Raw genomic sequence first — 22,116 nt, 5'->3', positions numbered from 1 at the left:
GGTCCTCCCCCGTTCCGTCATCCGGTTCACGGCCGCGCGCAGGCGTCCGTAGGCTCGGAGCATGCTGGATTCGCTCACCGGGTTCGTCGTGGTGGGCGTCGCGATCTTCGTGGGCTGGATCATCGGGCGCATCGACCTGCTCGGCGAGCACGGCCGCCCCGTGCTCGCGCGGCTGACGTTCTTCGTCCTCTCCCCCTTCCTGCTGTTCGTCGTGCTCGCGCAGGCCGACGTGCGCACGCTGTTCTCGGCGCTCCTGCCGGTCTCGGCGATCGCCGCCGTCGCGATCATGGCGGCGTTCACGCTGATCGCGAAGCTCGTGTGGCGGCGCTCCAACGGCGAGACGGTGATCGGCGCGCTGAGCGCCGGTCAGGTGAACTCCAACAACATCGGCATCCCGCTCTCGCTGTATCTGCTGGGCAGCGCGGCCTATCCCGCTCCGGTGATCCTGCTGCAGCTGCTCGTGTTCACGCCGATCACGATGGCGATTCTGGATGCCGTCACCTTCGGCCGTGCGACGCTGTGGCGTTCGATCGTGCGCACCGTGACGAATCCGATCGTGCTCGGCTCGGTGCTCGGCACCCTGGTGTCGGTGAGCGGCATCGAGCTGCCGCCGATCGTCCTCGAGCCCGCCGTCCTCGTCGCGAACGCATGCGTGCCCGTGCTTCTCATCAGCTACGGCATGTCGCTCGTCGGTCAACGCGTCCTCTCCCCCTCGGGCCGGCGCCGCGACATCGTCCTCGCCGCGGCGCTCAAGCTGATCGCGATGCCGCTCATCGCGTGGGCGGTCGCCGAGTTCGTCTTCGGCCTCAGCCCGCACGACGTGCTCATCGTCGTCGTGCTCGCCGCGCTGCCGACCGCGCAGAACGTGTTCAACTACTCGCAGCGCTACGGCGTCGGCGAGACGATCGCGCGCGACACCGTGTTCCTGACGACAGTCGGCTGCCTGCCCGTGCTGATCGCGGTCACGCTGCTGCTCGGCTGAGCTCCGCGCGACGCGTCATGCGCGGCCGAGCTCGCGCAGCCTCCCGATGACGAGGCGCACACTCGAGACGTCGCGCAGCACCGTGAACAACGTGTGCGTGCACGACCGGCACCGCACGATGGCGGCCGCCTCATCGATCTCGACGACGGTCTCCGCGAGCGGCGCCGCCGACCCGCAGCCGCCGCATACGCCGACCATGGCGGTGACGTCGCCTTCCCACAGTCCCGAGAGAAGTCCCGCAAGGGCGTTGCCGTCGACCGTCGAGGCCGAGATCTCCGCACGCATCATGCTCCTCCGAATCGCTCGGTCCTGATCCGCGCCGGCGGATGTCCGAGACGCACGAGCGTGTCGGCGACGTGCTCGACGAACCCCGTCGGCCCGCAGACGAACACCGTCGGCTCGGCCTCCACCGGCCAGACCGCGGCAGCGATGGCCGTGTCGTCGAGGCGTCCGAGCCGCCCTTCCCAACCCGGCGGCGCCTCGCGCGTGTAGGCCCACGAGACCTCCACTCCCCCATCGCCCGCCCCTGCAGTGAGCTCGTCGCGATATATCGCGTCTACCGGTCTTCGCACCGAATAGAGAAGTCGGAAGGATGCTGCGGCCGACGCGTCCCGGGCCGCGCGGGCCATGGCCATGAGCGGGACGATCCCCGATCCTCCTGCGATGAGCTGCACCGGTCCCGCTCCCCCGGGGCGCCACACGAAGTACCCGCCCAGCGGACCCTTCACCTCTAGCTCATCGCCGGGCAGCACGTCGCGGACGAGATACGGTGACACCTCGCCCTCGGGGATCTCGTCGACGGCGAGCTCGATGCTCGAGCCGGAGCCATACGATCCGAGAGAGTACGAGCGCTCCGCCTGATAGCCGTCCTCGGCGGTGAGTCGGATGTCGACGTGCTGGCCGGCGTCGCTTCCCGGCCAGTCCTCCACGGTGAGATGCAGCACGCGTGCGCTCGGCGTGGCCGCCTCGACGGACGCCACTCTCGCCGGCCGCCAGCCGCCCACCGTCACCAATAGCGTTCCTCGGTCCAGGGGTCGCCATGCATGTTGTAGCCGTTCTGCTCCCAGAACCCCGGTGCGTCGCCGTCCATGAGCTCGAGACCCTTGACCCACTTGGCGCTCTTCCAGAAGTACAGGTGGGGCACGAGGAGACGTGCCGGACCACCGTGTTCGGGATCCAGCGGCTCGCCCTCGAACTCGTAGGCGACCCAGGCCCTGCCGTCCACCAGCTCGTCGAGCGGGATGTTGGTCGTGTACCCGCCGAACGAGTGCGCCATGACGTGCGTCGCCTCGGTGTCGACGGCCTCGAGGATCGTGTCGACGGAGACGCCGCGCCATGAGGTGCCGAGCTTCGACCACCGCGTCACGCAGTGGATGTCCGTTGTGACGTCCTCCGCCGGGAGCGCCAGGAACTCGTCCCAGGTCCACCGCGCCAGGCCCTGCGCGTCCTCGACCACGGTGAAGGACCAATCGTCTGCCTCGATGCGCGGCGTCGGCCCGGCGGAGAGCACGGGGAAGTCGTCGGTGAGGTACTGCCCCGGCGGCAGATCCGGGTTGCTCTCCCGGCGCCGGGCGCCGAACCCTCTCGAGAAGACCGCCATGTTCGCCTCCATGCTCCGACTGCTGCGCACGCTCACCGTAGCGCCGTCGCTCGCTTCGGCGCGAGGGTCACGAGCGGATCACGGGTGCGCGACAGTGTCGCGACACACGATGTTCATTCCCGCGAACTTCGAGTTCGGGTCTAGGCTTGGGCCGCTCGTTAACAGCAAACTCTCAGAAAGGGCACCTCGCATGTCCACAGAATCCGCGGCCGAGAAGTCGGCCGTCAACGGAATCCGCACCGCGCTCGGCGTCGGCGGCGTGCTCGCCGTCATCGTCGGCATCCTGATCCTCGCGTGGCCCGGCAAGACCGCCATGGTCGTCACGGCGATCATCGCCATCTACGCGATCGCCGCCGGCCTGGTCTACGCCGGACTCGGGATCTTCTCGAAGAACAAGGGCGGCTGGGCGCGTCTCGGCCACATCGCCCTCGGAGTGCTGTTCATCATCGCCGGTGTCGTGGCCCTGTTGAACCTCGGACAGACCACCGCATGGCTCGCCGTCTTCGTCGGCATCCTCGTCGGCATCATGTGGATCGTCGAAGGCATCGTGGCGCTCTCGACGCTCGGCGACGCCGCGTCGAAGGGGTGGTCGATCTTCTTCGCGATCATCAGCATCGTCGCCGGTATCGTGCTGCTGTTCTCGCCGCTCTACATCGCGTGGCTGTGGTGGCTGATGGGCATCGCGCTCATCGTGCTCGGCATCATCAACGTCGTCCGTGCATTCACCTTCGGCAAGAAGGACCTCTGAGTCACTGACGCACGAGGAAGGCCCCCGGAGAGCACTCCGGGGGCCTTCCTCGTGCGCTGAGATCAGCGGACCGGCAGGCGGCGGGCCCACCAGTCGAGCACCGCGTCGAAGCGCTCGAGACGGTGGCGCGGCTGCCCGGAGCGGGTCAGCTCGTGGTTCTCGCCGGGGAACACGAGCATCTCGGCGTCCACGCCGTGGCGCTTGAGCGCCGCGTAGTAGCGCGTCGCCTGCTCGAGCGGACAGCGGAAGTCGAGCTCGGAGTGCATCACGAGCGTCGGCGTGGTCACCTGGTCGACCACGGCCATCGGGCTCTGCCGCGCGATGTCGTCGGCCGAGACGCCGACGTACTCGTCGCCGAAGAACGTGCCGATGTCGCTCGTGCCCTGGAAACTCGTCGGGTCGAGGAAGCCGCGCTCGACGATCGCACCCGCGAAGCGGTGGTCGTGCGCGATGACCCACGCCGTCAGGTAGCCGCCGTACGATCCGCCCATGACGCCGACGCGGTCGCCGTCGAGGCGCGGGTCGGAAGCCACGGCTCCCTCGAGGAAATCGATCACGTCGGCGAAGTCCAGCGTGCCCATCTGCTGACGGATGCTGCGCCCGTGCGCGCGACCGTAGCCGGCCGATCCGCGCGGGTTGGAGTAGACGACGGCGTAGCCCGCGTCGACGAGCACCTGGGTCTCGTCGAACAGGTGGACGCCGTACGACGCGTAGGGTCCGCCGTGGATCTGCAGGATCACGGGGAAGGGGCCCTCGCCCTCGGGCGTCGCCACCCACCCGTGCACCGGGTAGCCGTCGCGTCCGTCCACCGTCAGTTCCCGCGGAGCGGCGATTCCGGATGCCGCAGCCCCGACCCCGAAGGCGGTGAGGGTGCGCGCGTCCCCCTCCTCGATGAGCACCAGCTCGCCGTAGGAATCCGGGCGCGCGATCGCCGCGACGATCCGGTCGCCTGCCGCATCGTGGCCGGTCACTTCGACGTCTCCGCCCAGCACCTCGGTCACGTCGCCGCCCCGCGTGACACGGAGCAGCCGCACCCGGCCGCGGGTGCGGTCCTGCACGAGGAAGTCGCCGCCGACCGGGGTGATGTGACTGCCGACCTCGCCGAGGTCGATGGTCTCGGCGTCGGTGAGACGGCGAGGCCCCTCGGCCTCGAGCAGCCAGAGTCCGACGCCCGGCGCGATGAAGTCCACGCCCTGGTCGCCGACCTCGTGGGCGAGGAGGGCGATCGCGCCGTCGGGGGCAACGTCGAGACCGTACAGCGACAGCCCCGCGTCGACGCCGATCACCTCCCGGATCCCCGAGCCGTCGACGGCGATCGCGACGACGCGCGTGCGCAGGTCGCGCCGCTCCCCCTCGATCTCGTCGACCGTGGTGAGCACCTCGGCGCCGTCGGCCGTGAAGACCAGACCGGCGTGTGAGGCAGCGCCCTCGGTCAGCTGCCGCGCCTCCGCCGCCACGACGCGCTTCTTCGGAGGCGTCTCACCCTCGGGCTGCACGGCGGCGGCGGGCTCGTAGAACGGCTCGGACTCGGTGGACGGCGCAGCGATGACGAAGACATGCGCGGGCCGGTCTGCGAGATACCCGAGTCCGTTCGCATGCCAGCGGATGCCGGTGATCCGGCGCGGCGCCTCGGCCGAGGCGTCCAGCCCCTCGACGCTGCCGTAGCGACCCTTCTCGGGCACGCGGGCGACGAACGCGAGCGTGCGCCCGTCCGGAGACCAGGCGAAGCCGTCGACGCCGAGCGCCGAGTCGGTCGCCTGCACGGGTTCACCGCCCGCGGCTGCGACGACCCATACCTGCGCCTTGCCCTTGCCGTCGGCCCGGACGAAGGCGACGACCGTTCCGTCCGGCGACAGCCGGGGCCCGGAGTCGGCCGTGCCGCGCGTGAGGCGGCGGGGCGTTCCGTCGGGAAGCTCGACGCGCCACAGCTGGCCCACCGCACGGTTGGCCACGAGGTCAGGACGCGACGACGCGAACACCGCGAACGAGCCGTCGGGCGCGATGGCAGGACGACCGACCGAGATGAGCTTCTCGATGTCGAGTGCGCGCACGCGTCACTCTCCCGCGAAGGAGCTCGTGTCGCCGACCAGGCGGGTGTTGTCGGCGGGCACCGGGTCGAGTGCGGCGGACGCGACCTCGGCGGCGAACTCCGACACGTTGTAGAGCTTGCCGGCATCGTCGCGACGGGCCGCGATCGCGCCGGGGTTGGCCCGCTCGAGCAGGGTCGCGGTGATCGTGCCCTCGATCATGTCGCCGGACACGACGACGAACTCGACGCCCTTCTCGGCGAGGGCGGGGATGCGCTCGCGGAGGGCGTCCTCGCCCGCCCGCTTGGACAGCGCCACCGGCTCGTACTCGGGCATCGTCGGCGTGGTGCGGATGAAGTGGGCCTGGTGGCTCGTGACGAAGACGACGCGGGAGCCCTCGCCGAGCAGGGGCAGGGCGGTCTCGAGCACGCGCACCTGCGCGTCGCGGTTGAGCTGCAGGGCGTAGTCCTCGGCCATGCCGGACTCCATGCCGCCTGAGGCGTTCAGCACGAGGATGTCGAGCCCGCCGAACGCGCGCGAGACCTCGTCGAACATCGCCTGCACCGACTCCGCGTCCGTCAGGTCGGCGCCCACGACGAGCACCTCGACACCGAGCCCGCGCAGCTCCGTCGCGAGCTTCTCTGCGCGCGGCGCCTTGTTGCGGTAGTTGATGACGACGTTCGCCCCGGCTTCTGCCAGATAGCGCGCCGTGTCGGCGCCGATCCCCCGCGAGGAGCCGGTCACGAGGGCCGTCTTGCCGCTCAGCGAGCCGGCGGGGAGCGTGGTGGATGTCTCAGTCACGCCCTCGACCCTACCTGCTAGGTTCGAGGGACAAGGAGGCACATCGTGGAGCTCATCCAGACCATCGAGCAATGGGCGTGGATCGGATGGCTGGTGCTCATCCTCGTCTTCCTCGTCATCGAGATGCTCACCCTCGATTTCACCTTCCTCATGCTGAGCATCGGCGGCGTCGCCGGCCTCGCGTCCGATCTCCTCGGCGCCCCCATCTGGCTGCAGGTCATCGTCGCCGGCGTCGTGGCGGCCGTCCTGGTGCTGTTCCTGCGGCCGCCGCTGCTGCGCCGGCTGCGTCGCGGCGAAGACCCGACGAAGTCGAATGTCGATGCGCTCATCGACCTGCGGGGTCGCGTGCTGTCGACCGTCAGCAACCACGGCGGGCAGGTCAAGCTGGTCAACGGCGACGTGTGGACGGCGCGCACCGAGAGCGGCGAGCTCGAGCCCGGAACTCCCATCCACGTCAGCCGCATCGACGGCGCGACCGCCGTCGTGCGCTCCGACGAACCGCCCGCACCATCCCTGGAGGATCCCCGCGCATGAACGACATCGACGCACTGATACCCACCGCGATCGCGTGGCTTCTCGCGATCGCCGTCTTCATCTTCGTCCTGGTCGTGATCGTCCGGTCCATCCGGATCATCCCCCAGGCCAACGCGGGGATCGTGGAGCGCCTCGGCCGCTACCACAAGACGCTCACGCCGGGTCTCAACCTGCTCGTCCCGTTCATCGACCGCCTGCGCCCGCTCATCGACATGCGCGAGCAGGTGGTGTCGTTCCCGCCCCAGCCGGTCATCACCGAGGACAACCTGGTGGTGTCGATCGACACCGTCGTCTATTTCCAGGTCACCGACGCGCGCGCAGCCACTTACGAGATCGCCAACTACCTCGGCGCGGTGGAGCAGCTGACGACCACCACCCTCCGCAACGTGGTCGGCGGACTGAACCTCGAAGAGGCGCTCACCAGCCGCGACAACATCAACGGGCAGCTGCGACTCGTGCTCGACGAGGCCACCGGAAAATGGGGCATCCGCGTCGGGCGCGTCGAGCTGAAGGCCATCGACCCGCCGCACAGCATCCAGGACTCCATGGAGAAGCAGATGCGCGCGGAGCGCGACCGTCGCGCGCTCATCCTCACCGCCGAGGGGACCAAGCAGTCCGCCATCCTCACGGCGGAGGGGCAGCGCCAGGCCGAGATCCTCAAGGCCGAGGGCGACAAGCAGGCCGCCGTCCTGCGCGCGCAGGGCGAGGCCGAGGCGATTCAGACGGTGTTCGACGCCATCCACGTCGGAAACCCCGACGACAAGCTCTTGGCCTATCAGTACCTCCAGACCCTGCCCAAGATCGCCGACAGCGCGTCGAGCAAGCTCTGGATCATCCCGAGCGAGTTCACCGAAGCGCTGAAGGGGCTCAGCGGCGCCTTCCTGGGCGCCTCGGCCGACGGTGCGCCGAAGCCGCGTCAGGGCGTCGAGCCTCCCGCTCCGTGACCCACCCCTGGTTCGAGGGCGCGCAGACGCCGCGCGTCCTCGCGCACCGTGGTCTCGTGACCGCTGACGACGCTGCGCACGGCGTCGAGGAGAACTCGTTCGCCGCGGTGGCAGCCGCTCACTCCGCGGGCGCGGAGTACGTCGAGTCCGACTGCCACCTCACCTCCGACGGCGTGGTGGTGCTGTTCCACGACGACGACCTGTCACGCGTGACGGGCGATCCCCGGCCGGTCGCGGGTGTCTCCGCCTCGGAACTGGCCGAGCTGATGTCCGGGCGCGGGGGCCTCATCACCCTCGCGCAGGCGCTGGACGCGTTCCCCACGCTGCGGTTCAACCTCGACGTCAAGGCGGCGGCCGCAGCCGTTCCCGTCGGCCGCCTGGTCGCACCGCACGGAGCGCGCGTCCTGCTCACGAGCTTCTCGGACGAGCGTCGCCGCGCGGCGCTGGCCGCGGCCGACGCTGCACGGCGAGGCATCCGTCCCGCGACCTCCGCCGGCTCCGGGACGATCGGACGTCTCCTCGCCGCGCTCGCCGCGCGGTCCGACCGGCTCGTCCGGCGCGCCCTGGCCGGCGTCGACGCGCTGCAGGTGCCCGAGCGCCGCGGGCGCCTTCGCATCGTCTCCCCGCGGCTCATTCGCGCGGCCCATCGCCACGACGTCGAGGTCCACGTGTGGACCGTGAACGATGCGTCCGACATGCGGCGGCTCGTCGATTCCGGGGTCGACGGCATCGTCACCGACCGGGCGGATCTGGCCCTGCGCGTGCTGGGCTGAGGCATCCGTCCCTGTCCCGATCGAGACCGCGGGCGCCCCCGCTGTGCATCCACTGTGAAAGGGGTATGCGCAAGCCCCTTTCGGATGATCCCCCCAGGTCGCTTCGTTATACCTGTACAGCGACGAGAGGACCACAAAATGGCAGACCGCAGCTTGCGCGGCATCCGACTCGGCGCCCAGAGCCTACAGAGCGAAGAGGGCGTCGTGTTCCATGAGCGTGCACAGCACATCTATACGTGTACGTCCTGCGGACGAGACACGAACCTGACTTTCGCGGCCGACGCCGAGGTCCCCCCGGCGTGGGAGTGCCGCACCTGTGGTGCGGAGGCGCTCCTGCGCGTCGGCGAGGGCACCGCGACCGTCGACCACTCGGGCGACAAGACCCCGCGTTCGCACTGGGACATGCTCCTGGAGCGTCGGACCCTTCCCGAGCTCGAAGAGCTCCTCGAGGAGCGTCTCGCCTACGTCCGCGCCCGCCGCGGCGCCGGCGAGGACGTCACCCTCGACAAGATCAGCGCCTGACGCTCAGTCAGCAGCCTGCGCGACGCCGGTCCCTTCGGGGGCCGGCGTCTTCGCGTCTCTGCGGCCGCTGACGGCGACAGCGACACCGAGGGCGACGAGCGCCGCCAGGCTTCCCCACCCGAGCAGGAGCTGCACCCACGAGCCGATGAGCACGGCAGGGGTCAGGCCCGCACGCAGGGGGACCTCGGTGAGCATATGCCCGGCCTCGCCCGCGGGCAGTCCGTCGATCGTCGTGCCGTCGGGTGCGATCACCTGGCTCGTGCCGACAGTGGAGAGGTTGACGACCGAGCGCCCGGTCTCGACGGCGCGCATGCGTGCGAACGCGAGCTGCTGGAGGTTCTCGTCGGTGTCGCGGAAGTCGGCGTTGTTCGTCTGGAACATGTACACCTGCGCGCCGTCGCGCGCGCCGCTCCAGATGACCTCGTCGTAGATGACGTCGAAGCAGATCGCGAGGCCGACGCCGATGCCGTCCAGGTCGAAGAAGGGGGCGTTCGTCCCCGGCGTGTACTCGCGCTGGATGAGGCCGATGAGATCAGGGGCGAGCGCCTCGTAGAACCAGCGATCGGGGACGTACTCCCCCATCGGCACCGGGTTGGTCTTGTCGTGGATCTGCACGGCGCCCTCACCCGCCACCCACAGCATCGAGGTGTTGAAGGTGTCCTCGCCGCGCGTCGTGGCGGCGTTGACGATGAGCGGCGCGTCGATGCGCCGTGACAGCGCGTCCAGGGTGCGCGCGGTGTCCTCGTTCGCGAGCGGATCGGAGTCGATCCCGCCCTCCGGCCAGAGCAGCACGTCGAGATCCTCGTCGAAGAGCGGAGCGGATGCCTCGAGCTGCGCGTCCAGCACCTCGTTGCGCTGGCGTGGGTCGAAGTAGCCCGAGGGACCGTTGCCCTGCGCGCTGCCGACGCGCAGGCTGCCGGCGGGTGTCGTCGGGAACGCGGGGACGAGCAGCAGCAGCGCCGCGAGCCCGAGCGCGGGGATCGCGGTGCGCACGTCGCGGAAGCGCGCGACGCGACCCCACTCGATGGCCGCGGCGGTGAAGGCCACGATGAGGAACGAGAGCCCCGCGACGCCCACCCACGAGGCGACGTGGGCGAGCGGGCTCTCGGACTGGCTCATGCCGATGCGCGCCCACGGGAAGCCGGTGTACGGCCACGAGCCCATGAACAGCTCGCGCGCCGTCCACACGCCGGCGACCAAGAGGGGCAGGGCGACGAGCGAGGCCCAGAGCGAGGGGAAGCGTCGCGGCAGCCATCGATAGGCCAGCGCGATCGGGATCGAGCCGACCGCCATGAACACGGTCTCGATGCCGGCGAGGGCGAACCACGGCACGAGCCCGAGGTAGCGCGTGATCCACATGATGTGGATGAGGTAGAAGGTGGCCCCGAACACGAAGCCGACGAGGAGCGCGCCCCATACGGAGCGCCCGATGAGCGCCACCAGCGACAGGCCGACGCCGACGAACGCCAGCGGCCACCAGCCGACGGACGGGTAGGCGAGGTCGAGCACGACGCCGCCCGCGATCGAGGCGAGCACGGCGGCCCAGAGGGGCAGGAGCGGACGCGGCGCGGCGGCGAGAGGCACGAGTTCACCCTAAGCGGCGGGAACTGAGCGGGCGCTGTCAGACGCCGGAGTAGGCGACGATCCCGCGGCGCACCGACTCGAGCGCCTTGCGCGCCGTCGACGCGAGCGGGGCATCAGCGACGATCGACAGCTGGTCGAGCAGGTCGATGGTCTGCTTCGACCAGCGCACGAAGTCACCGGCCGCCATGTCGGCCTCACCGAGCACGCGATCGAGCATGGCTCCGCGCGCCCACGAGTGCATTGCCTGCGCGAGACCCGCCGCGACCGGCTCGGAGCCGGGCAGGTGATGCTCGCGTTCGAGGTCGTCCAGTCGCTGCCACAGATCGAGGGTGTCGGCGAATGCGGTGCGGAAGGCGCCCCGCGGCAGCCCGCGCTCCCCCGGTCCGCTCTCCTCGCGCCGGGGCTCGTAGACCAGGCAGCATGCGAGCGCCGCGAGAGCCGGGGCGTCGAGGTCCTTCCACAGGCCGCGACGCAGCGACTCGGCGACGAGCAGGTCGCGCTCGCCGTAGATGCGCCGCATGGTCCGGCCTGACGGGGTCAGCGCAGTCGTGCCGTCGTCTTCGACCCGCACGTACTCGAGCTCGCCCAGCACGTCGACGACGCGGTCGAAGATGCGCGCCACTGTGCCCGTGCGGGTCTGGATCTGCTGGCGCATCTTGTCGATCGTGCGCTTGAGCTTCCAGTAACGCTCCGCCCAGCGCGCGTGGTTCTCGCGGTCCGGGCACTGGTGGCACGGGTGCCGCTGCATCCGGCGTCGCAGCCCGCCGATCTCGCGCTGACGCTTGTCGCGCGTCGAGCGGGAGGCTCCGGCATCCTTCCGGTTCAGCTTCTCGAGGTCGCTGAGATCGCGACGGATCTCGGAGTACTCGGCGAAGTCGCCGAGGTGGCACGTCATCGCCTTCTCGTACCCGGTGAGCGACTGCTCCTGCTCGCGCACCTGGCGCGCGAGGCCGACGACGGCGCGGTCGGCCTGGAACTGCGCGAAGGACGACTCGAGGATCTCGCGGGCCCGGGCGCGACCGAACTGGTCGATGAGGTTGACCGCCATGTTGTATGTCGGGCGGAAGCTGGAGTTGAGCGGATATGTGCGGCGTGAGGCGAGAGCGGCGACCGCCTGCGGATCGAGCCCCTCGGTCCACTGGATCACCGCGTGGCCTTCGACGTCGATGCCGCGCCGGCCCGCCCGGCCGGTGAGCTGGGTGTACTCGCCCGACGTGATGGCGACGCGCGCCTCGCCGTTGAACTTCTCGAGCTTCTCGAGCACGACCGTGCGAGCGGGCATGTTGATGCCGAGGGCGAGCGTCTCGGTGGCGAAGACCACCTTCACGAGCTTGCGCTGGAAGAGCTCCTCCACGACCTCCTTGAAGGCCGGCAGGAGGCCCGCGTGATGGGAGGCGACACCGCGCTCGAGGTTGTCGAGCCACTCCCAGTAGCCGAGCACCGCGAGGTCTTCGTCGTGCAGGCTGCGCGTGCGCTCCTCGACCACCGCGCGGATTTCGGCCCGCTCCTCCTGCGAGGTGAGGCGCACCCCGGAGCGTCGCACCTGCTGCACGGCGGCGTCGCAGCCCACGCGGCTGAAGATGAAGAAGATCGCCGGGAGCAGATTCGCGCGAGCGAGCAGCTCGACGACGTCCGGGCGGTCGAGGCGCTCGATGCGCTGCACGTTCGCGGACCTCACCGGGCGCTTGCCCCCGCGGTTCGGACGGCGACGGGATGCCTCGTACCCGGCGTGCCGGGCGCTGTTCGCCGACTGCACGCGGCGGTTGCTCTCGTAGTTCTGCCCCTTGAACGACCGGATGCGCATGAGCTCCTGGTTCACCTGAGCGGTCGCGATACCGGCGCGGTCGTCGAAGAGCGGGAGGAGGTCGCCGCGCACGAGGACGTGCTGCTCGAGCGGCACCGGGCGGGTCTCGGAGACGATCACCTCGGTGTCGCCGCGGACCGTGTCGAGCCAGTCGCCGAACTCCTCGGCGTTGGAGACCGTGGCCGACAGCGACACGAGCTTCACGCTCGGCGGCAGGTGGATGATGATCTCCTCCCACACCGCCCCGCGGAACCGGTCTGCCAGGTAGTGCACCTCGTCCATGACCACGTAGCGCAGGCCCCGGAGCGCCGGCGAGTCGGCGTAGAGCATGTTGCGGAGCACCTCGGTCGTCATGACGACGATGCGCGCGCTGCCGTTGATGTTGGTGTCGCCGGTGAGCAGTCCCACCTCGTCCGGCCCGTAGACGTCCTGCAGCTCGCGGAACTTCTGATTCGAGAGCGCCTTGATCGGCGTGGTGTAGAACGCCTTGTCACCATGCCCGCCCACGGCGGGCTCGCGCATCGCGAGATGGACGGCGAACTCGCCCACGATCGTCTTGCCCGCGCCGGTCGGAGCGGCCACCAGGACGCTCCGGCCCTCTTCCAGAGCGCGGCAGCCGGCGATCTGGAAATCGTCGAGAGTGAACCGCTGGGATGCCGCGAACGCTGCCGTGATCGGATGACTCCGGTCGAGTGCGGCGGACGCCTGCGCTCGGGCGAACCGCTCGGACGGACCGGGGTCGGTCATACCGCGGCCTCGGGCGGGAGGTACTGCGCCTGGCGCTTCGCCTTGCGGCGGTCGAAGAGCATCGACAGCCCGGCGGCGGCGAAGAACAGGACGACGAGGATTCCCGCAAGCATCAGCATGCTCACCACGTCGGCCGCCGGCGTGGCGAGGGCCGCGAAGATCACCGAGATGAGCACCGCGACACGCCAGCCGCGCAGGATGGCGCGGCCCGACATGACGCCGGCGAGGTTCATCGCGACGAGGAACACCGGGAGGATGAACGAGACGCCCACCACGACGAGCAGCTTGAACACGAAGTCGTAGTAGAACAGCGCGTCGTAGAACTGCGCCCCACCCTCGGGCACGAAGGTCGCCATCAGCTCGACGACGTGCGGCATGATCAGCAGGCCGACGTAGCAGCCGGCGAAGAACAGCGGGATCGCCGCGGTCATGAAGCCCACGGTGTAGCGGATCTCCTTGCGCGTGAGCCCCGGCATGATGAACGCCCAGATCTGCCAGATCCAGATCGGCGCCGAGATGAGGATGCCGATCGCGAACGAGATGCGCAGGCGCATGTCGAAGGGGCCGGTGATGGTCTGGTACATGAACTCGACCTTGCCCTCTTCACCCTGCTGCTCCGCGACGACGCGGATGGGCTCGGTGATGAGGTGGATCACCGGATCGGTGATGAAGAAGGCCACGATCATGCCCACGACCAGGGCGAGGGCCGCCCACATCAGCCGCTTGCGAAGCTCGACCAGGTGCTGGCCGAGCGACATGCGCTTCTCACGCCGCGCGGGCTCGGATCCTCCGACGCGCGGTGGTCCCGCTGTTGCCACAGCGGGTCAGGGCTTGGATTCGGCGGTTCCGCCGGCGTCCGAGCGCACCTCTGTCGTCGGCGCCTCCACCGACGCGGCCGTTCCGGCGGGCGCCCCGTCGGTCTTGGAGGTGTCGTCGTCCTTCATGGCCTTCATCTCACCCTTGAAGACGCGTGCGGACTGACCCATGCTCTTGGCCAGCGCCGGCAGCTTCGCCGCGCCGAACAGCAGCAGGATCACAGCGAGGATGATCAGGAAGTGCCACCCCGTGAGGCCTTGCAGCATGTCGAATTCCTTTCGGCGGGTCCGGATTCAGTGTAACCCGGTGGGCGACGCGCAGGTGTCGCGAGGGCAAAGTGTTCGCCGAGTCGTCATCGATACTGGCTGAGCCCGGCCTCGGCCCACTCGGCGGCCGCCCGCCGCGCGCTGCTGGGCTCGAGGATCTCGACCGCGCCTCCCCGGCGCGCCGCGAGGCGGCGCAGGCTGAACTCGTCGGCGACGCGCATGGTCGCGACGGTGACGCCGTCGGTGGTCTCGAGGGTGGCCCGATCCAGGTAGTCGCCGAGGAGCCGCCCGACGGGCTCGGCGAAGCGGATGCGCGCGACGACCTCCCCTTCGCCCGACTCGAACCAGCCTCCGGCCGGCTCGCCGGCATGGGTGATCGGGATGTCGGTCGCCTCGAGGTCGCTCACGCGGTCGAGGTGGAAGGTGCGCATCGCCTCCCGCAGGTGGCACCAGCCCTGGAGGTACCACTGCCCGTCGGCGATGTGCACCTTGACGGGGTCGACCGTGCGGGTCGTGGGCGCGGCGTCCGGAGCCTTGTAGGTGAAGGAGACCGCGACACCCTCGCGCAGTGCGCCGGCCACCGCGTCGCGGACGGTGTCGACCGGACCGGGGGCGACGATCACCTCGGCCGGGGTGCTGGACGCGCCGCGCGCGAGCTTGGCGAGGAGTCCGGCGAAGAGGTCGGTGTCGCCGACCCCGGGGATCGTGCGGGCGAGCTGCAGCCCCGCGAGGAGGGCGGCCGCCTCGCGCGCGGTCAGCTTCGGGGAGCGCTCGAGCCCGACCGAGTTGGTGATGACGATGAGGTCGCGCTGGTCCAGCAGGTCCCAGTCGATGTCGAACAGGTCGTTCGCCATCTGCCAGTAGCCCCCGTCGCCGGGCAGCCCGATCACGGTGAGCTTCTCGACCATCGAGCGCATCTGCTCGGGACTGACGTCGAACTCGTCGGCGGCCTCGGCCACCGAGACCTCGCCCTTGCCGATGAGATACGGCACGAGCTGCAGCATGAGCGCGGCGCGGTCCGTCGCCACGAGGGGCCGGTGCACCATCACGTGGCCGCTCCGTTCGCATCGCGGGCCGCGACGAGCCGCTCGATCACCTGATCTCGGAGCTCCGCCGGCTCGACCACGCGCACCTCGGGCCCATAGGAGGCGAGCTCCTCGGCGAAGATGCGGACGTCGACGTACGGCACGCGGATGCCCTGCTCGGCGGGCTTCGCGCGGCGAGCCAGGCGCAGCGCGGCCTCGGTACCCGGGTTGACCTCGAGCAGGGCCGAGCTTCGCGCGGCGAGCTCTTCGAGGCCGCGGAGCGCCCGCTCCCCTGCGCCCTCGCGCAGCGCGGGATCGAACGTCGCACGCGTCGGCGTGACCGGGCCCACGATGCGCACGAGGAGAAAGGTCCGGTCGGCCTCCATGTCGAGGTCGTAGCCGAACACGTGCCACCGCGCCTCGTACTCGACGAGCGCGAGAGGCTGGACCCGGCGCTGGCGAGGAGCCGACTCTCCGGGCTTGAGGTAGGGGAACGTCACGACGCGGCTCTGCTCGATGGCCTGCTGGAAGGCGGGGAACGAGGGGTCTCGCATGCTGATGCGCGGCGAGTAGCCGATGATCGGCTCATCGACCGGGATTCCCAGCGCACGGATCTTTCGCAGGCCGCTGCGCGCATCGTCGGACATCGAGCTCTCGCTCCAGACGCCGCCGGCGAGGTTCAGCAGCGCCAGCTCGGCCGGCGTGAACTCGATGTCTTCGGGGAGCGCGTACTCGGCCGTCGGCACGCGGTAGCGCGCCTCGCGGAGGTCGTCCGGATCGGCCCAGTCGCCGATGGTCTCGATCGGCACGCCGAGCCCGCGCAGGCTCTCCTTGTCGCGCTCGAACATCTTCTCGAGCGCATCCTTCGACGCGCCCGACTCGCTCTGCTCGCGGTAGCCGGCCACCGACGTCAGGATCGTGTCCTTGGTGAGGCCCTGATCGGTCGCCATCAGCGCGACGACGAGGTTGACGAGCCTCTCCTCGGGTGGGGACTTCGCGGGGACGTTCACGGGCACCCCCTCATCCTAGGGTCGCGCCCCTGGCCGCGCGGCGGCCGGGGGCGACGGGATTCCTACTGCTGCGGCGACGCCGGGTCGAGACCCAGGATGTCGAAGACGAACACGGTCGCCTGCTCGGTTCCGCCGGCTTCGGCGGGCACGACGACCATGACCTGCGAGCCGACCGTCTGCCCGACGAGCGCCTCGCTGAGGACGGGATCGCCGGCGATCGCGATCGGCTCGGGCTGCGCGTCCCACGTGTTCTTGACGATCTCCTGGTCGTCCCACGAGACGCCGAGCACGTGCACGCGGACGGGCACGTCGCCCGTCACGACCTCGCCGTCGCCCTTCTTGAGGGTCTGGACGACCACGTCGGTCGGGGCGGTGCCGGACGGGATGATGAGTCCGGGCTGCCCGTCGGGCGTGCGGACGACGGTGGGCAGGCCGGTGCCGCTGTTGAACTGGTTGGCGCCGTCGGCCGCCCCGAGGTACACCTTGCGCACGTCGACGACGGCCACGGCGGACTCGTCCTCGGCCAGCCCGATGCTCGCGGCCGCCTCGGCCTCGATGTCGCCGGGGGCCATGGACACCACGACACGTGAGCCGGCGGAGGCGCACTGGAGCGCATCGCTCCACGTCGGGAAGGTCTGGGTGATCTGCTCCATGCCGAGGACGTTCGTCAGATCGCCCGAGTACGGCGTCGCGACGAGGGTCTCACCGGTCTCGCCCGAGAGGAGCGTGAAGTCGATCACCACCTGCTGGTCGTCCCGCGTGATCGCGGTGCCCTCGTCGCCCTGCTCGACGGTCGCGGACGAGCCCTCGGTCGCGTGATACGGGGTGTAGAGCTCGACCTCGGGCGCCTCCTCGACGGGTCCGGACACCGCCGCGACGTCGAGCAGCTCGGCGTCGGACGCGGGCGGGGTGCAGTCGGAGGAACCGGGGAGCGAGCAGCCGGCCAGGCCGACGGTCGCGAGTCCGAGGATCGCGAGGGCAGCGGGGATCTTGCGCACCGGAACAGTCTAGGCGGAAGGCGAGTCGTCGCCCGTCCCGTCGGCGGGATCGGCCGCGGCGCCCGCCGCCAGACGCGCGCCCTCGGCCGCGCGCTGCGCCTCGCGCACGCGCTTGCGGAGGTTCTTGTCGGTGATCTGACGGTCGCCCACGGCGCCTGGCGTCCACAGCTCGACATCCTCGTCGCCGTAGCTCGACTTGGAGGCGCGACGCTTGACCTCGGGCGGGATCGCGCCCGGCGCGAGGCGGCGCGCCCACAGCAGGAAGCCGGTATGAGCGACCATGCGGTGGTCGGGGCGCACGGCGAGACCCTCGACGTGCCATCCGCGCACCATCGTCTCGCTCGCCTCGGGGTCGGTGAACAGACCTGTGTTGCGGATGAACTCGGCGACACGGCTGAGCTGGGTCGCCGTGGCGATGTAGCAGAGCACGACGCCGCCGGGCGTCAACGCGTCGGCGACGACGTCGATGCACTCCCAGGGCGCCAGCATGTCGAGCACGACACGGTCGACGGATGCCGGAGCCACCGCGTCGGGAAGCGACTCGACCAGGTCCCCGACGACCACATCCCAGTTGGCGGGCGCCTCACCGAGGTAGGTCTCGACGTTCGCCTTCGCGACGTCGGCGAACTCGGGCCGGCGCTCGAACGACACGAGCCGGCCCTCCGGTCCCATGGCGCGCAGCAGCCACAGCGAGAGCGCGCCGGAGCCGACGCCCGCCTCGACGACCACCGCACCGGGGAAGATGTCGGCCTCGGCGATGATCTGGGCGGCGTCCTTGGGGTAGACGATCGCCGCGCCGCGCGGCATGGACATCACGAAGTCGCGCAGGAGCGGCCGGAGGGCGAGGTACTCGTGGCCCCCGCTGTTCGCGACGACCGAGCCGTCGGGCTGACCGACGAGCTGCGAGTGCTTGAGCACGCCGTGATGGGTGTGGAGCTCGCCTCCCTCGCGGAGCGTCGTGGTGTGCAGGCGGCCCTTGGGGCCGGTGAGCTGCACGCGGTCGCCGATCCGGAAGGGCCCGCTGGGTCGTTCGGTCACTTGGCGGCCTCCTTGGCGCGATGCTCGGCGTGGAACGACGCGACGTCTTCGGCGGTGCGACCTTCGAGCGTGCGCCACACGGCGTGAGCGCCTGCCCCGTCGATCGACACCATGAGCGGCACACCGATGGTCGCGGCGCCGGACGCGACAGCCGACCGCAGGCCGTTGGGCGAATCCTCGATCGCGACGACCTCGGCGGGCGTCACGCCGAGGGCCGCGCAGGCCTGCAGGTACGGATCGGGGAAGGGCTTGGGGCGCGTCGAGTCGTCGCCGGCGATCACGACGTCGAACGCCTCGAAGTCGATGAGGTCGACGACGGTCTGCGCCATGCGCCGCATCGACATCGTCACGAGTCCGGTCTTGATGCCGGCGGCGCGGAGGCTCGCCAGCAGCTCGCGCGCGCCGGGACGGAAGGGCACCCCGGTCTCGGACAGCCGGCGCATCACGTCGTCGGTGAGGTGGTCGATGATGTCATGGACGCCCATGCGGACGCCCGCGTGCTGGAAGATGCGGGCCGAGTCCTCCAGCCCGAGGCCCACGAGACCGAGGGCCTGCTCATGCGACCAGGTGCCGCCGAAGCTCTCGACGAGCGGCGTCTCGGCCGCCATCCAGTACGGCTCGGTGTCGACGAGGGTGCCGTCCATGTCCCACAGGACCGCGGACAAGGGTGGGGCGCTCACCGCTCCATGTTACCGACCGGCCCGGGCGTCCCCCGCCGGACGACGGCCTCGATGGCGCGCGCGGCGGCCTCGACCCGAGCGGGCGCGCCGGGCCTATCCTGGAGGGAACCCGCACGGCGGGTGGAGGAGGTCTCGTGGACGGACTGGGACGCCGAGTGCTCGTCGCCGCGTTCGACGGGTGGAACGACGCCGGCGAGGCCGCGTCGTCCGCCGTCACGCAGCTGCGCGAGGGCGGGACGTACGAGACGGTGTTCTCGGTCGACCCCGAGCTGTACTTCGACTACCAGTACACCCGTCCGCAGATCGCGACCGACGGCGACGGCAAGCGCGTGCTCCGGTGGCCCGAGGCATCCCTCCTGCGCCCCACGCGCACGACGCGGGGCGGTACTCAGCTGTGGCTTCTCACGGGAGTCGAACCGGCGCGCGCGTGGCAGGCGTTCGCGTCGGAGTTCATCGACATCGCCCTGCGGGAGGACATCACCGGCTTCCTGTCGATCGGCTCGATGATGTCGGATGTCCCGCACACGCGTCCGATCTCCGTCTTCGCGGGCAGCGACAATGACGCGCTGCGCACGGCCCTCGAGCTCGAGCGCAGCACCTACGAAGGACCGGTCGGGATCCTGAGCGTGCTGAGCCACGCCGCCGATGCCGCAGGCATCCCGTCGGCGAGCCTGTGGGCGAGCGTGCCGCACTACGTCGCCGGGCACACGCCGTCTCCGAAGGCGACGCTGGCCCTGCTCGACCGGCTCGAGGACCTCACCGGCGCGACCGTTCCGCGGGGCGACCTCGCCACCGAGGCGGCGGCATGGGAGGCGTCGATCGACGCGGCGGCGGCCGACGACGAGGAGATGACGGAGTACATCCGGCAGCTCGAGCGGACGCGTGACACGTGGGACTCCCCCGAGGCTTCCGGCGACGCGATCGCCCAGGAGTTCGAGCGCTACCTGCGCCGCGGCGGCGACGGGCCGACGAAGCCCGGCCGCGACGACCCGCGCCGCTGACTCATCGCAGCAGCGGCCCGTCGCAGCAGCGGGTCGCGCTCAGTACGCCTGGATGACGCCCATGCTCAGCAGCACGAGCAGCACGGAGCCCACCGCGACGCGGTAGACGACGAACGGCAGGAAGCTGTGCTTGGAGATCCAGTTCATGAAGAACGCGATCACGCCGAGCGCGACGAAGAACGCGACCACCGTGGCGACCGCCGTCTCACCGAGGGTGAACACGCCCGGCTCGTTCCAGCTCTTGAAGAGCTGGTAGAAGCCGCTGCCGAAGACCGCGGGGATCGCGAGCAGGAAGGCGTAGCGCGCGGCGGCGGCGCGCTCGTAGCCCATGAACAGGCCCGCGGTGATCGTGCCGCCCGAGCGCGAGACGCCGGGGATGAGGGCGAGCGACTGCGCGAACCCGTAGATCACGCCGTGGCCGACGGTGAGATCCTGCAGCTTGCGCTTCTTCGCCCCGACGTGATCGGCGATGCCGAGCAGGACGCCGAAGAAGATGAGCATGCCCGCGACGAGCCACAGCGAGCGGAAGGTCGTCTCGATCTGGTCCTGGAAGAGCAGGCCCAGCACCACGATCGGGATGCTGCCCACGATGATCAGCCAGCCCATCTTGGCGTCGGGGTCGTTCCTCGGCAGCTTGCCGACGAGCGAGCGGAACCAGTGCCCGATGATCCGCACGATGTCGCGCCAGAAGAACAGGACCACCGCGGCCTCGGTGCCGATCTGGGTGATCGCGGTGAAGGCGGCGCCGGGGTCTTCGGCGGACGGCAGGAACTCGCCCAGGATGCGCAGATGGGCGCTGGAGGACACGGGGAGGAACTCGGTCAGTCCCTGGACGAAGCCCAGGATGATCGCCTCGAGGAGCATGGGCGCCTTTCACTGCGGATACCCGGGGGCGAGGCATCCGCTGGTCTGTTCAGTACGTGCGGAGAAGGTCGGTGAGGACGCGCTGGCCGAACACCAGGGCGTCGATCGGCACGCGCTCGTCCACGCCGTGAAACATGCCGGTGAAGTCGAGGCCGGCGGGCAGTCGCAGCGGTGCGAAGCCGTAGCCGGCGATGCCGAGGGAGGCGAGCGCCTTGTTGTCGGTGCCGCCTCCCATGAGGTACGGGATGACCGGCACGCCCGGGTCGTGGCGGCCCAGCGCCGACACCATCGCGTCGACCAGGTCGCCGGAGAACGGCACTTCGAGGCCGATGTCCTGATGGACGACCTCGACGGTCACGTCTTCGCCGACGATGCGGCGGATGTCGGAGAGGGCGGCGTCCTCGGTGCCCGGCAGGACGCGCACGTCGATCAGGGCCTCGGCGCGGTCGGGGATGACGTTGTGCTTGTACCCCGCGGTGAGGCCGGTCGGGTTGGTGGTCGTGCGCAGTGTCGAGCGCAGGAATCCGGATGCCGCGCCCGTCGCCGCGGCGATCGTGTCGGGGTCGCCCTCACCACCGGTCAGCGCCCCGAGCCGCTCCGCCATCTCGCGGGTCGTGTCGGTGAGCACCACGGGCCACTCGGTGCGCCCGAGAGCGGCGACGGCGGCCGCCAGCTTCGTCACCGCATTGTCGCCGTGGAAGCTCGAGCCGTGCGCCGCGCGCCCGCGCGCGACGAGCTTGATCCAGACGAGCGCCTTCTCCCCCACCTGGAGCAGGTAGGCGCGCCGGTCGCCGACGGCGATCGAATAGCCGCCGACCTCGCTGATCGCCTCGGTCGCGCCGTCGAACCACGCGGGCCTGTTGTGCACGACGAGCGCGGACCCCTCGACGCCGCCGTTCTCCTCGTCGGCGAAGAACGCCAGGACGAGGTCGCGCTCAGGCTGCTCGCCCGAGCGGAGGATGTCACCGACCGACGTGAGGATCATGGCGTCCATGTCCTTCATGTCGACGGCGCCGCGGCCCCACAGCATCCCGTCGCGCACGACGCCCTCGAAGGGGTCGACGCTCCAGTCCTCGGCGATGGCCGGCACGACGTCGAGGTGGCCGTGGAGCACGAGCGCGGGCTTGGATCGATCGCGGCCGGGCACGCGCGCCATCACATTCGTGCGGCGCGGGATGGGCTCGTAGAACTCGGGCGCCAGCCCGAGGCTCTCGAGATAGGCGCCGACGTACTCCGCCGCCTCGCGCTCGCCGGCGGCGAGGCCGCCGCCGTGATTCGTGGTGTCGAAGCGGATGAGGTCCCGCGCGACGGCGGCGACTTCGGGCAGATCGGCTTCGAGCATGCGCTCCAAC

General features: G+C 70.4%; 23 protein-coding genes. 7 read left to right on the top strand and 16 right to left on the bottom strand.

Translation table 11 applies throughout. The features are described 5' to 3' along the window. Positions 1-61: 61 nt before the first annotated feature. On the top strand, positions 62-982 hold the full coding sequence (locus OB08_RS02360) for an AEC family transporter (protein ID WP_461471704.1): 921 nt from the start codon (positions 62-64) through the stop codon (positions 980-982). A 15-nt stretch (positions 983-997) separates the two neighbouring features. On the opposite strand, the gene OB08_RS02355 is transcribed toward OB08_RS02360, so the two are convergent. The 3 genes from OB08_RS02355 to OB08_RS02345 are packed head-to-tail and all read right to left on the bottom strand — an operon-like array spanning position 998 to position 2,582. Beyond that, on the bottom strand, positions 998-1,267 hold the full coding sequence (locus OB08_RS02355; RefSeq protein ID WP_461471702.1) for a DUF6510 family protein: 270 nt from the start codon (positions 1,265-1,267) through the stop codon (positions 998-1,000). Then, positions 1,267-1,992 carry an FAD-binding oxidoreductase gene (locus OB08_RS02350; RefSeq protein ID WP_461471766.1) on the bottom strand — a complete coding sequence of 242 codons (726 nt, stop codon included), beginning with the start codon at positions 1,990-1,992 and terminating at the stop codon, positions 1,267-1,269. The genes OB08_RS02355 and OB08_RS02350 overlap by 1 nt, the downstream gene beginning before the upstream one ends. Further along, positions 1,989-2,582 (bottom strand): sulfite oxidase-like oxidoreductase, encoded by a 594-nt coding sequence (locus tag OB08_RS02345; RefSeq protein WP_461471700.1) that lies wholly within the window; start codon positions 2,580-2,582, stop codon positions 1,989-1,991. The genes OB08_RS02350 and OB08_RS02345 overlap by 4 nt, the downstream gene beginning before the upstream one ends. A 190-nt stretch (positions 2,583-2,772) precedes the next feature. Between OB08_RS02345 and OB08_RS02340 the strand changes: the two genes are divergently transcribed. Further along, positions 2,773-3,330, top strand: coding sequence for an HdeD family acid-resistance protein (locus OB08_RS02340; RefSeq protein ID WP_461471699.1), 558 nt, complete (start codon positions 2,773-2,775; stop codon positions 3,328-3,330). Positions 3,331-3,392: 62 nt separating this feature from the next. On the opposite strand, the gene OB08_RS02335 is transcribed toward OB08_RS02340, so the two are convergent. Beyond that, a complete protein-coding gene (locus OB08_RS02335) occupies positions 3,393-5,381 on the bottom strand; it encodes a S9 family peptidase (protein WP_461471697.1) in 1,989 nt (662 codons plus the stop codon). A gap of 3 nt (positions 5,382-5,384) precedes the next feature. Further along, a complete protein-coding gene (locus tag OB08_RS02330; RefSeq protein WP_461471695.1) occupies positions 5,385-6,158 on the bottom strand; it encodes an SDR family oxidoreductase in 774 nt (257 codons plus the stop codon). Positions 6,159-6,203: 45 nt separating this feature from the next. Here OB08_RS02330 and OB08_RS02325 point away from each other — a divergent pair, with 45 nt between their 5' ends. From OB08_RS02325 to OB08_RS02310, 4 genes are all read left to right on the top strand, one after another. Beyond that, the gene (locus OB08_RS02325) at positions 6,204-6,692 is read left to right on the top strand and encodes an NfeD family protein (RefSeq protein ID WP_461471693.1); all 489 of its coding nucleotides are present in this window, start codon (positions 6,204-6,206) and stop codon (positions 6,690-6,692) included. Beyond that, positions 6,689-7,636 (top strand): SPFH domain-containing protein, encoded by a 948-nt coding sequence (locus OB08_RS02320; protein WP_461471691.1) that lies wholly within the window; start codon positions 6,689-6,691, stop codon positions 7,634-7,636. Before OB08_RS02325 ends, OB08_RS02320 begins: the two co-directional genes overlap by 4 nt. Then, complete coding sequence (locus OB08_RS02315; RefSeq protein WP_461471689.1) at positions 7,633-8,409, top strand: glycerophosphodiester phosphodiesterase family protein; 777 nt, start codon at positions 7,633-7,635, stop codon at positions 8,407-8,409. Before OB08_RS02320 ends, OB08_RS02315 begins: the two co-directional genes overlap by 4 nt. A gap of 138 nt (positions 8,410-8,547) precedes the next feature. Further along, a complete protein-coding gene (locus OB08_RS02310) occupies positions 8,548-8,931 on the top strand; it encodes an RNA polymerase-binding protein RbpA (protein ID WP_461471687.1) in 384 nt (127 codons plus the stop codon). A gap of 3 nt (positions 8,932-8,934) precedes the next feature. Here the strand turns inward: OB08_RS02310 and lnt are convergent, their stop codons facing one another. The 9 genes from lnt to OB08_RS02265 form a co-directional block, all read right to left on the bottom strand. After that, positions 8,935-10,515 carry an apolipoprotein N-acyltransferase gene (gene lnt, locus OB08_RS02305; protein WP_461471685.1) on the bottom strand — a complete coding sequence of 527 codons (1,581 nt, stop codon included), beginning with the start codon at positions 10,513-10,515 and terminating at the stop codon, positions 8,935-8,937. Positions 10,516-10,552: 37 nt separating this feature from the next. Further along, on the bottom strand, positions 10,553-13,066 hold the full coding sequence (locus tag OB08_RS02300; RefSeq protein WP_461471683.1) for a DEAD/DEAH box helicase: 2,514 nt from the start codon (positions 13,064-13,066) through the stop codon (positions 10,553-10,555). Next, positions 13,063-13,824, bottom strand: coding sequence for a twin-arginine translocase subunit TatC (tatC, locus tag OB08_RS02295; protein ID WP_461471681.1), 762 nt, complete (start codon positions 13,822-13,824; stop codon positions 13,063-13,065). The genes OB08_RS02300 and tatC overlap by 4 nt, the downstream gene beginning before the upstream one ends. A 66-nt stretch (positions 13,825-13,890) precedes the next feature. Further along, a complete protein-coding gene (gene tatA / locus OB08_RS02290) occupies positions 13,891-14,148 on the bottom strand; it encodes a Sec-independent protein translocase subunit TatA (RefSeq protein WP_461471679.1) in 258 nt (85 codons plus the stop codon). Positions 14,149-14,234: 86 nt separating this feature from the next. Beyond that, a complete protein-coding gene (locus tag OB08_RS02285; protein WP_461471677.1) occupies positions 14,235-15,194 on the bottom strand; it encodes a helix-turn-helix transcriptional regulator in 960 nt (319 codons plus the stop codon). Further along, positions 15,194-16,189, bottom strand: a complete 996-nt coding sequence (locus OB08_RS02280) for a helix-turn-helix transcriptional regulator (protein ID WP_461471675.1) — start codon at positions 16,187-16,189, stop codon at positions 15,194-15,196. Before OB08_RS02280 ends, OB08_RS02285 begins: the two co-directional genes overlap by 1 nt. A 56-nt stretch (positions 16,190-16,245) precedes the next feature. Further along, positions 16,246-17,181: an FKBP-type peptidyl-prolyl cis-trans isomerase gene (locus OB08_RS02275; RefSeq protein ID WP_461471673.1), complete on the bottom strand. Its 936-nt coding sequence runs from the start codon at positions 17,179-17,181 to the stop codon at positions 16,246-16,248. A gap of 9 nt (positions 17,182-17,190) precedes the next feature. Continuing rightward, entirely contained in the window at positions 17,191-18,219 is a 1,029-nt protein-coding gene (locus tag OB08_RS02270; protein WP_461471671.1) for a tRNA (adenine-N1)-methyltransferase, read from the bottom strand. Next, positions 18,216-18,899: an HAD family hydrolase gene (locus tag OB08_RS02265; RefSeq protein ID WP_461471669.1), complete on the bottom strand. Its 684-nt coding sequence runs from the start codon at positions 18,897-18,899 to the stop codon at positions 18,216-18,218. The genes OB08_RS02270 and OB08_RS02265 overlap by 4 nt, the downstream gene beginning before the upstream one ends. 134 nt (positions 18,900-19,033) lie before the next feature. Here OB08_RS02265 and OB08_RS02260 point away from each other — a divergent pair, with 134 nt between their 5' ends. Further along, entirely contained in the window at positions 19,034-19,900 is an 867-nt protein-coding gene (locus tag OB08_RS02260; protein WP_461471667.1) for a PAC2 family protein, read from the top strand. 39 nt (positions 19,901-19,939) lie between these two features. On the opposite strand, the gene OB08_RS02255 is transcribed toward OB08_RS02260, so the two are convergent. Continuing rightward, positions 19,940-20,764, bottom strand: a complete 825-nt coding sequence (locus OB08_RS02255; protein WP_461471665.1) for an undecaprenyl-diphosphate phosphatase — start codon at positions 20,762-20,764, stop codon at positions 19,940-19,942. Between the two features lie 49 nt (positions 20,765-20,813). Next, positions 20,814-22,106, bottom strand: a complete 1,293-nt coding sequence (locus OB08_RS02250; protein ID WP_461471663.1) for a M20/M25/M40 family metallo-hydrolase — start codon at positions 22,104-22,106, stop codon at positions 20,814-20,816. Positions 22,107-22,116: the final 10 nt, after the last annotated feature.

It is taken from the genome of Microbacterium sp. HJ5 (assembly GCF_054824025.1).
This window is presented reverse-complemented; position numbering and strand designations above follow the sequence as displayed.

Coding starts and splice junctions, on each gene's coding strand:
- OB08_RS02360 (WP_461471704.1), top strand. CDS start 62: ATGCTGGATTCGCTCACCGGGTTCGTCGTGGTGGGCGTCGCGATCTTC.
- OB08_RS02355 (WP_461471702.1), bottom strand. CDS start 1,267: ATGCGTGCGGAGATCTCGGCCTCGACGGTCGACGGCAACGCCCTTGCG.
- OB08_RS02345 (WP_461471700.1), bottom strand. CDS start 2,582: ATGGCGGTCTTCTCGAGAGGGTTCGGCGCCCGGCGCCGGGAGAGCAAC.
- OB08_RS02340 (WP_461471699.1), top strand. CDS start 2,773: ATGTCCACAGAATCCGCGGCCGAGAAGTCGGCCGTCAACGGAATCCGC.
- OB08_RS02320 (WP_461471691.1), top strand. CDS start 6,689: ATGAACGACATCGACGCACTGATACCCACCGCGATCGCGTGGCTTCTC.
- OB08_RS02310 (WP_461471687.1), top strand. CDS start 8,548: ATGGCAGACCGCAGCTTGCGCGGCATCCGACTCGGCGCCCAGAGCCTA.
- OB08_RS02300 (WP_461471683.1), bottom strand. CDS start 13,066: ATGACCGACCCCGGTCCGTCCGAGCGGTTCGCCCGAGCGCAGGCGTCC.
- tatC (WP_461471681.1), bottom strand. CDS start 13,824: ATGTCGCTCGGCCAGCACCTGGTCGAGCTTCGCAAGCGGCTGATGTGG.
- tatA (WP_461471679.1), bottom strand. CDS start 14,148: ATGCTGCAAGGCCTCACGGGGTGGCACTTCCTGATCATCCTCGCTGTG.
- OB08_RS02285 (WP_461471677.1), bottom strand. CDS start 15,194: ATGGTGCACCGGCCCCTCGTGGCGACGGACCGCGCCGCGCTCATGCTG.
- OB08_RS02255 (WP_461471665.1), bottom strand. CDS start 20,764: ATGCTCCTCGAGGCGATCATCCTGGGCTTCGTCCAGGGACTGACCGAG.
- OB08_RS02250 (WP_461471663.1), bottom strand. CDS start 22,106: ATGCTCGAAGCCGATCTGCCCGAAGTCGCCGCCGTCGCGCGGGACCTC.